The sequence below is a fragment of the Vibrio anguillarum genome (genome assembly GCF_001989995.2).
Classification (GTDB): domain Bacteria; phylum Pseudomonadota; class Gammaproteobacteria; order Enterobacterales; family Vibrionaceae; genus Vibrio; species Vibrio anguillarum.
The window spans coordinates 60696-69119 of sequence record NZ_JAHGUP010000051.1 but is presented as its reverse complement, the minus strand read 5'-3'; the positions used below and the strand labels follow the sequence as shown (position 1 = coordinate 69119).

Below are 8424 nucleotides of genomic sequence, written 5' to 3'. Positions count from 1 at the left end.
TTCTATCTGTATTGATTGCTATTGCGGCTTCTTGTGCATTTATGTTGCCCGTTGCGACGCCACCCAATGCGATAGTGTTTGCCTCTGGACACATTAAGCAAAGTGAGATGATGCGAGTGGGTATGATGTTAAATATTGGCTTGCTGACCATGATTGCGATGTTGTTCTGGTAAGCTAAGCACAAACTACTTCAATACTAATGAGCTCTCAATTCAGAGAGCTCATATTGAGATGTTATTACTGTTGGTTAACGAATTCTTTAAAGCGTGCTTTCGTTTTCTCATCAGCCTTGTTGTACCAAAAATGCAGCATTTCTTCGGCGGCGTTTTGTACATTTCCTGACTGAGCTAGTTCATTTTGCAGCATAGCAACATCCGTCATTCCAATAGCCGCAATACCCCCTGCGCGATTATAGTCATTTGCTTCACGGATATAGTCACGGCCTACTTGATACCCTTCTTTAAGAAGGCGATCTTGCTTTATCTCTAGTGTTTGGCCTGCTTGGTCAATCAGTGACCATTGCATTGTTTTAATCTCTTTCTCTGCTCGATGTGCATCACGGTATTCAGGCATGGCAAAATTCAGTTTTGCATCCTTTGCGGTGAATGTGGCAATGACTGCATCGCTTTCGATAATCACGCGGTCATTCCCTTGCGTAAAATAAGGCGCGTATTTGAAGACGATTTGTTGTTCACCATCGGCCAGCTCAAGGCTTTTCGCTGAGGAAAATAGGCTGCCAGAAGTTTCGGGCTTCTGACCATTCACCGCTAATAAGTTAATGGTGTCTGGAATTTCAAGAGTGATATTAGCCAATACAGAGGCACTAAAGATCATGGTTAATGTACATAAAGCCGGTTTAATTAGGTTCATTATTTTATCCTTGCAAGCAATAGAGTAGAGGTTGCCGATAGTTGGTTGTAAAAGCAAGTTCTCAACGGCATAAGTGACTAATTTTCATTGAAATGTAACATCTTTAGTGCGAGGCATGCGTCATGCATTCGTCAATATTATCAGATCGTTAGTCACGTGATAATGTCATTCTATTAATTTTAAATTATGCCATTTAGTCTTCTTCAAAGGCCTTAATTAGCGTAAAAAATTAAACTTACCTGCTTTGCTTTGTCAAAATTCTGAATTCCTGACTCAGAATTGCTTTTAAGATGTAACACGGTGAATCCCCATAACAAAATTTTAACGATGACTCGAAAAGCGTTTTTATTTTTTTGCTAAAAAAAATAAGTCTTGTAAATACTGAAATGGATGTTCTTCAATGCCTTATCAGAAGAGCAGCTTGCTTAAATGTAAGTGAAACATTCAGAAATGAGAGATATAGGTATGAATCGTATTACTTTGTGCGCCGCAAGTATTGCAATGGCTCTTTCGGGCACGGCAATGGCAGCACCAGCAACCCCTAGCGTCGATGTCTATGGGTCGAATAATCTACAGTTTTCTAAAGTTGAATTAGCCATGGAAAGCACGGCTGGTTATAACCAAATGGTCAAATATTATGATCAAGCGCCGATTGCCGTTAAGTTTAACCAATGGAGTGGTACAACGGGCAACACGTATAAAATCTATTTTGATGGCGCACAGGTCGCGACAGGCCCAATCACTGGCAGCCAAACCACCGCAAACTTCAGTTATGCACAAGGTGGTGTTTACCAAATGGCAATCGAAGCTTGCGACGCGACAGGTTGCAGCAAAAGTGCACCCGTTGAGATAACAATTGCCGATACCGATGGCTCACATCTCAAACCTTTGGTGATGAATATTGATCCCAATAACAAGACTTACACGACCGATAAAGATACGGTGGTTGGAACCTACTTTGTTGAGTGGGGCATCTATGACCGGAAATATACGGTAGATAACATCCCGGCTGATAATCTGACGCATATTCTATACGGCTTCATTCCAATTTGTGGCCCTAACGAATCATTGAAATCCGTTGGTGGAAACAGCTACAACGCGTTGATGACCGCATGTAATGGGGTGAATGATTACGAAGTGGTGATCCATGACCCTTGGGCGGCCTATCAAAAGAGTTTCCCGCAAGCGGGTCACCAATACAGCTCTCCGATCAAGGGCAACTATGCCATGTTGATGGCGCTCAAACAGCGTAATCCAGACCTCAAGATCCTTCCTTCTATTGGTGGTTGGACACTCTCTGACCCATTTTTTGATTTTACCAACAAGGCCAATCGCGATACTTTTGTTGCTTCAGTGAAGAAATTCCTAACCACTTGGAAATTCTACGACGGTGTTGATATCGACTGGGAATATCCTGGAGGAGGTGGTCAAGCAGCGGATCGCGGTGACCCAGTCAATGATGGTCCTGCGTACATTGCGTTAATGCGTGAACTGCGTGCCATGCTTGATGAATTGCAATCGGAAACTGGTCGTACTTATGAGCTCACGTCAGCAATTGGTGTTGGTCATGACAAGATTGAAGATGTTAATTATGGCGAAGCCATTCAATATATGGATTACATCTTTGCCATGACTTATGACTTTTATGGCGGTTGGAATAACGTATTAGGCCACCAAACCGCGCTTTACTGCGGATCATTCATGCGCCCTGGTCAGTGTGATGGGAAAGGAGTAGATGAAAATGGCGAACCTTATAAAGGCCCAGCTTATACGGCGGATAACGGTATCCAGTTACTGCTAGCACAGGGTGTCCCTGCTAATAAGTTAGTCTTAGGTGCGGCTATTTATGGCCGTGGCTGGGAAGGGGTGATGCCGGCTTCATTAAGTGATCCAACCGACCCGATGACAGGGGTAGGTAACGGAAAATTGAAAGGCACTTCCGCGCAAGGCGTGTGGGAAGCGGGTGTGATTGACTATAAAGGCATCAAATCATTCATGTTAGGGGTTAATAATATCGGTATTAATGGCTTTGAATATGGATACGATGCACAAGCTGAAGCACCTTGGGTTTGGAATCGTACAACGGGCCAACTGGTTACTTTTGACGATAACCGTTCAATCAAAGCTAAAGGCGCCTATGCTCGAAACCTTGGTTTGGCCGGGTTGTTCTCTTGGGAGATTGACGCTGATAATGGTGACATCCTAAATGCGATGCATGAAAGCTTAGCAGGAGGAGGTACTACACCCCCCGCGAACCGCGTGCCCACTGCAAATGCAGGTGTTGATCAATCGGTGGTTGGTCCGGTGAGTGTTGTTCTTGATGGCGGTGCATCAAAAGACAGTGATGGTACTATTGTCAGTTACGTGTGGCAGCAAACGGCGGGCACGGCAGTGAGCTTAGTAAACGCTAATTCTGCACAAGCCAGTTTTGACGCGGCCGAAGTGGCACAAGTACAAACGCTGACGTTCAAGTTGACGGTCACAGATAACAAAGGCGCAACGGCTTCTGATGTCGTGACTGTAACGGTCAAACCTAAAGCAACTGAGCCTGTGAACACGCCACCAGTGGCGGTGACTACTGCGCCAAGCAATGCCAGTGCTGGTGAGGTTGTGGTGGTGGACGCTTCCGCTTCAAGTGACGTCGATCAAGACACCTTAACTTTCGTATGGGATGTACCTGCAGGCCTAAATGCAACCATTCAAGGTGCGAGTGTTTCGTTTGTTGCTCCTGAGTATACCCAAGACACCACGCTAAGCTTCACTGTAACTGTCAGTGATGGTAAAGCGGCGGCCTCTGCAAGTGCATCGGTTATCGTGGCGAAGAAAGATTCTGGTGGTGGTGACACTTGCAGTAACTTGTGGGATAAATCAGCGGTTTATACTGGCGGTCAACAAGTTTCTTGGGCTGGTAAAGTATGGGAAGCCAAGTGGTGGACAACTGGCGAAAACCCATCGACTACTGGTGTGTGGGGAGTATGGAAAGAGATTGGCCCTGCGAGTTGCCCAACAAGCTGATTGCTTTAATAAACCAGTTACCTCAATAAGCTAACGGGTTTTAATAAACTTTTTATTGCAAACAATGACTTCAAGCCTCGTTCTAACACGAGGCTTTTTTGTGCGTTTTTCTATGTTTTTTCATTCATCACTTGCAATTCAATATTTTTGCTTTAGTGTTATATGTGTGTATAACACCATATCGGTATAAAATTGTGACAGATTGGCAAGATAACCAACCCATATTCCGTCAGCTAGCCGACAAAATTACCGAGCAGATCCTACAAGGTATTTGGCTAGAAGATAGTGCGTTGCCTTCGGTAAGAACCGTTTCGGCAGATATGAAAATCAATCACTTAACTGTCATGAAAGGCTATCAACTGCTTGTTGACGAAGGCATTGTTGAAAAAAGACGAGGTCAAGGTATGTATGTCGCGAAAGGAGCGCTAGCGCAATTACAGGCGAAACAAAAGCAGCACTTTTTAGAGCAACAGATCCCAGAAATTGCACAAACACTCAAGCTATTGGCGATGCCGCTTGAGGATTTTATCAACCAACTACAACAGCATATTGAAGGTGACCAATGAATCCATTAGTCGAAGTCAACGGTGTATCTAAACAGTACGCAAAGCATGCCGAGTCGGAAGCTCTACAGAATGTGAGCTTTAAGCTCTACGCAGGACAGGTGCTCGGTTTGCTCGGACATAATGGTGCGGGCAAGTCGACCTTAATTAAGTCGTTGCTCGGTGCTCACCATTATCAAGGTGACATTTTGATCCAAGGCTTAAATCCGATTACGGAACATGCGCAAGTGATGGCGCATCTTTCCTACATTTCAGACGTCAATGTGTTGCCAGATTGGATGACGGTTAAACAAATTTTGCGTTATACGTCAGGCGTGCATCCCAGTTTCTCGTTAGACAAGGCCACGCAAGTCCTTGCACAAACCAACATTCGTTTATCAAGTAAAATTCGTACCTTATCAAAAGGGATGAAAGTACAACTGCATTTAGCCATTGTGATTGCCACCGATACCAAAGTGCTGATTTTGGATGAGCCAACTCTTGGTTTGGACCTAATCTACCGTGATACCTTCTATCGTCACTTACTCGAATGGTTCCATGATGGTGAGCGTGCCTTGATTATTGCTAGTCATGAAGTATCGGAAATTGAACATTTGCTAACGGATGTGCTGATCTTGAAGCAAGGTAAGGTCGTGCTGCAAGACTCAATGGAGGCGATTACACAAGGGTATTTTGTTCTAGAGGCCAGTAACGCACATCAAGACGTTATCCAAACCTATCGTCCTTTGGCATCTCAGCCAAGCTTGGGAACAACAAAGTGGTTGTTGACTTCAGAACACCGTCAAGCCGTTGAAGGGCTTGGTTCTATTTACAGTGTAAAACTTGCTGAACTATTTCTTGCCTTGCAGAAGGAGAACGCATAATGCACCCCAGTATTTATATGCTCGAAAAAGAGCTGATTGAAAACAAAAATGTTACGCGTATTCCTTTGTTTCTATTGGTATGCGGAACCCTATTGTTCATCAGTTTATTAATGAACAATACACTGCAACATAACTTGTTTTTTGAGATGGAATTTGGTGGCGACATCAGCGATGTCCATATCGAATTTGTGGATGATTTCAACACCTTTATCATCATGCTTGTTGGTTTTATTTCGCTAATGCTCAGTTCACTCTATTTCCCCAGAACATTCCGCAAGGAGCGTAAAGAGGGAAGCTCGATGTTCTGGCGCAGCATGCCAGTGACGAACAATATGACCCACATAGTGAAACTGGGGTTTGGCTTATTTGTAATTCCTGCGGTCTGTTCCGTGTTAGTCATTTGTGCGGACGTTCTGCTGTGGGGGCTTAACTTAGCGACAGAAAACCGTTTAGCCCTACTATTTGAACAACGTTCTCTAGGATATGCCGTTCAACACTGGTTGAATTACCTCAGTATCATGTGGGTGATTGCTGTGACGATGCTGCCATTAGCCTGCTTTACTTTAGTTATTTCACAGATATTTAATTCGCCGATCCTTGTGATGTTCGTGGGCGGTTTCGCGCTTAAATGGATCTCGATTGTTATGCTGAATTCTGACATTGTAGGGGAGTTTTACCACGCGATTTTCAACTTGCCGTTGCAGTTAATGACTTCTTCAAACATGTTCACGGCTTTCGAAGGTGCTGGTTGGGGTAATTTATTTGTGTATATCATGATTGGTATCGCCAGTTACTGGATTAGCCACAAGCTCTATAGTACTGATGAACTTTCATTGAAGTCACTGTTGACCCGATAAGTTTCTGGTTAAGCTTAATCCAAAAGAGAGCGTTTGTTCTCTTTTTTTTCGCCTACTTCCTGCGGTTACTATGGTGAGGATAGAAAAGGTTAGACCAGAAAAATTCACTCAAAATTAGAAGTTAGTTCCAAAGTGATGAGTAATCAACTCTCTGACTAACATGATATAAATGTGTTAAATGCACTATGCTATTTTGTAGTCCTTTGTGAGCAATGACAAAGACGTGGACCGCTTCAAGTTTTATTTCGAGGCTTGAAATTATAATGTCCAATTGATCGAGAATTCTATCGGTTTGAGTTAAATTACTATTACAAATAGGTCTACCTATGTTTAAAAAAATGTCGTTAAAAAACAAACTGGCTATTTCAGCCAGCGCTGCCATTATTCTTGGGGGATTACTCGTTGAAGTATTGTCGTATCGAGCTGCACTGGAGCGATTAGATATTGATGTTGAACAACGATTACAAAGTACCACCGCTTCTTATAATCAGTATGTGACGGACTGGTTACTGTCGAAAGAGCGTGCTTTAACCTCGCTGTCGCAAGATGCCGAGAAACAAGCCATCGTGACACATTTAAAACAAGTTCGAGATTCTGCAGCGTTCGACAACGTATTTCTTGCTTACCCCGACGGTTCGCAAAATAACGCCAATGGTGTCATCTTGCCGCCGGGGAACGATGATCCGCGCAAATGGGGCTGGTATACAAACGCTAAAGCAAACCCATCAAAAGTGTTTATGGATAACCCAACCGTTGCTGCGGCAACGGGCGCTAATGTGGTTTCATTAGGTAAGGCACTGAATTTACATGGCCAACAAGTCGTTTTAGGCGCCGACGTAGAAATTACTGACATCCTCAACAGCATGAAGCAAGTTATTTTGCCGGGTGAGGGGTATATGTTTATTGCTAACGATAAAGGCAATATTTTTACCCATAGTGATACTAAGCTGCTCAATAAAAGTGTTTCTGATCTGGGTTTAAATTTCGCTGATATCCGCCAAGCGATTGCGAAAAGCAGCGATTTATTGGTGGATATTCGAGGTGAGGAGTATGTTCTCTACGCCCGAAGCATCAACGGAACGAATCTTAGTACTGTTGTGGTCATCAATCACGATTCGCTCATCGCACCTTTATCTGAAGCTACCTTCAGCCAGCTCATTGTTACTGCCGTTGTGGTTATACTCTGTACTCTGCTGTTCAACTTATTGTGTAATATTTTGTTCCGTCCTTTGAATAATGTTTCTCAAGCGTTGGCACAAATTGCAAACGGTAGTGGTGACTTAACCCAACGTATTGAAGTAGAGAACAGCGATGAAGTAGGTGAATTGGCCAGAAACTTCAATACCTTTGTGGAGAGCTTACAACAACTTATTGGCCATATTCGTCACCAGTCTCATCAACTGGAAGCGCAATCAGAACATGGCGCGCATCGCGCTAATCAATCGGCATCAGAGCTTAGTCACCAGCAGCAAGAAATTGTGATGGTCGCTACTGCGGTTACTGAAATGGCGTCGGCAACGCAAGAGATAGCCTCTCACGCAGAGCAAACGGCAAGAGCAGCGCAAGACTCGGCAACCAGCACCAACAATGGACATGCCTTGGTGATTCATACCAAAGGCTCGATCAATAACTTGGCAAAATCAGTGAGTGAGGCCAGTGGCGTGATTGCCGCACTAAACCAACACGCGCAAGAGATTTCGACCGTACTGGCAACCATTCAAGGCATTGCAGAACAAACCAACTTACTTGCGCTGAATGCGGCTATTGAAGCTGCGCGAGCCGGTGAGCAAGGCCGAGGTTTCGCAGTGGTAGCAGACGAAGTCCGTGTGCTTTCTCAGCGCACCCATACTTCTACCGAAGAGATAAAATCAACCATTGATACCCTGCAAGAAACCACTAAACGTGCGGTATCGTTGATGCAAAGCAGCTCAACGCTCGCTGAGAACTCAGTGGAAGATGCCGATAAAGCATCCGGTGCGCTTGAAGAAATTAAAGCAGCGGTTGCCTTGATCAGTGATATGGCGACGCAAATTGCGACGGCAGCCGAAGAGCAAACGCATGTGACTAGTGAAATTACACAAAATGTTACTTCTATCAAGGATGTGACGGAGCAACTGGTCATTGGTGCAGAAGATAGCTTGAGCCAATCCAATGAACTGAAGCAGCAAGCGGAAGAGCTGAGTGCAAAAGTGGCGACATTTAAATTAGCGTAACGGTTGTTTCTTTCTTATTCAAAAGGCTCTGCGGAGCCTTTTT

General features: G+C 44.2%; 7 protein-coding genes. 6 read left to right on the top strand and 1 reads right to left on the bottom strand.

The window, feature by feature from the left end; translation table 11 throughout:
• Window positions 1–173: anion permease (locus PL85_RS12945; protein WP_215809353.1), on the top strand; the 173-nt coding region annotated here is incomplete at its 5' end.
• A gap of 64 nt (window positions 174–237) precedes the next feature.
• Here PL85_RS12945 and PL85_RS12940 read toward each other — a convergent pair.
• Window positions 238–861 carry a DUF2057 family protein gene (locus PL85_RS12940; protein WP_026027524.1) on the bottom strand — a complete coding sequence of 208 codons (624 nt, stop codon included), beginning with the start codon at window positions 859–861 and terminating at the stop codon, window positions 238–240.
• Window positions 862–1335: 474 nt separating this feature from the next.
• On the opposite strand from PL85_RS12940, the gene PL85_RS12935 reads away from it, so the two are divergent.
• The 5 genes from PL85_RS12935 (at window position 1336) to PL85_RS12915 (ending at window position 8381) form a co-directional block, all read left to right on the top strand.
• Window positions 1336–3885 (top strand): glycosyl hydrolase family 18 protein, encoded by a 2550-nt coding sequence (locus PL85_RS12935; RefSeq protein WP_115339945.1) that lies wholly within the window; start codon window positions 1336–1338, stop codon window positions 3883–3885.
• Window positions 3886–4079: 194 nt separating this feature from the next.
• Window positions 4080–4451 (top strand): GntR family transcriptional regulator, encoded by a 372-nt coding sequence (locus PL85_RS18985; RefSeq protein ID WP_026028428.1) that lies wholly within the window; start codon window positions 4080–4082, stop codon window positions 4449–4451.
• The gene (locus PL85_RS12925; protein ID WP_017048124.1) at window positions 4448–5311 is read left to right on the top strand and encodes an ABC transporter ATP-binding protein; all 864 of its coding nucleotides are present in this window, start codon (window positions 4448–4450) and stop codon (window positions 5309–5311) included. The genes PL85_RS18985 and PL85_RS12925 overlap by 4 nt, the downstream gene beginning before the upstream one ends.
• Window positions 5311–6168, top strand: a complete 858-nt coding sequence (locus PL85_RS12920) for a hypothetical protein (protein WP_064626580.1) — start codon at window positions 5311–5313, stop codon at window positions 6166–6168. Before PL85_RS12925 ends, PL85_RS12920 begins: the two co-directional genes overlap by 1 nt.
• Before the next feature lie 326 nt (window positions 6169–6494).
• A complete protein-coding gene (locus PL85_RS12915) occupies window positions 6495–8381 on the top strand; it encodes a methyl-accepting chemotaxis protein (RefSeq protein ID WP_064626581.1) in 1887 nt (628 codons plus the stop codon).
• The last annotated feature ends 43 nt before the right edge of the window (window positions 8382–8424 follow it).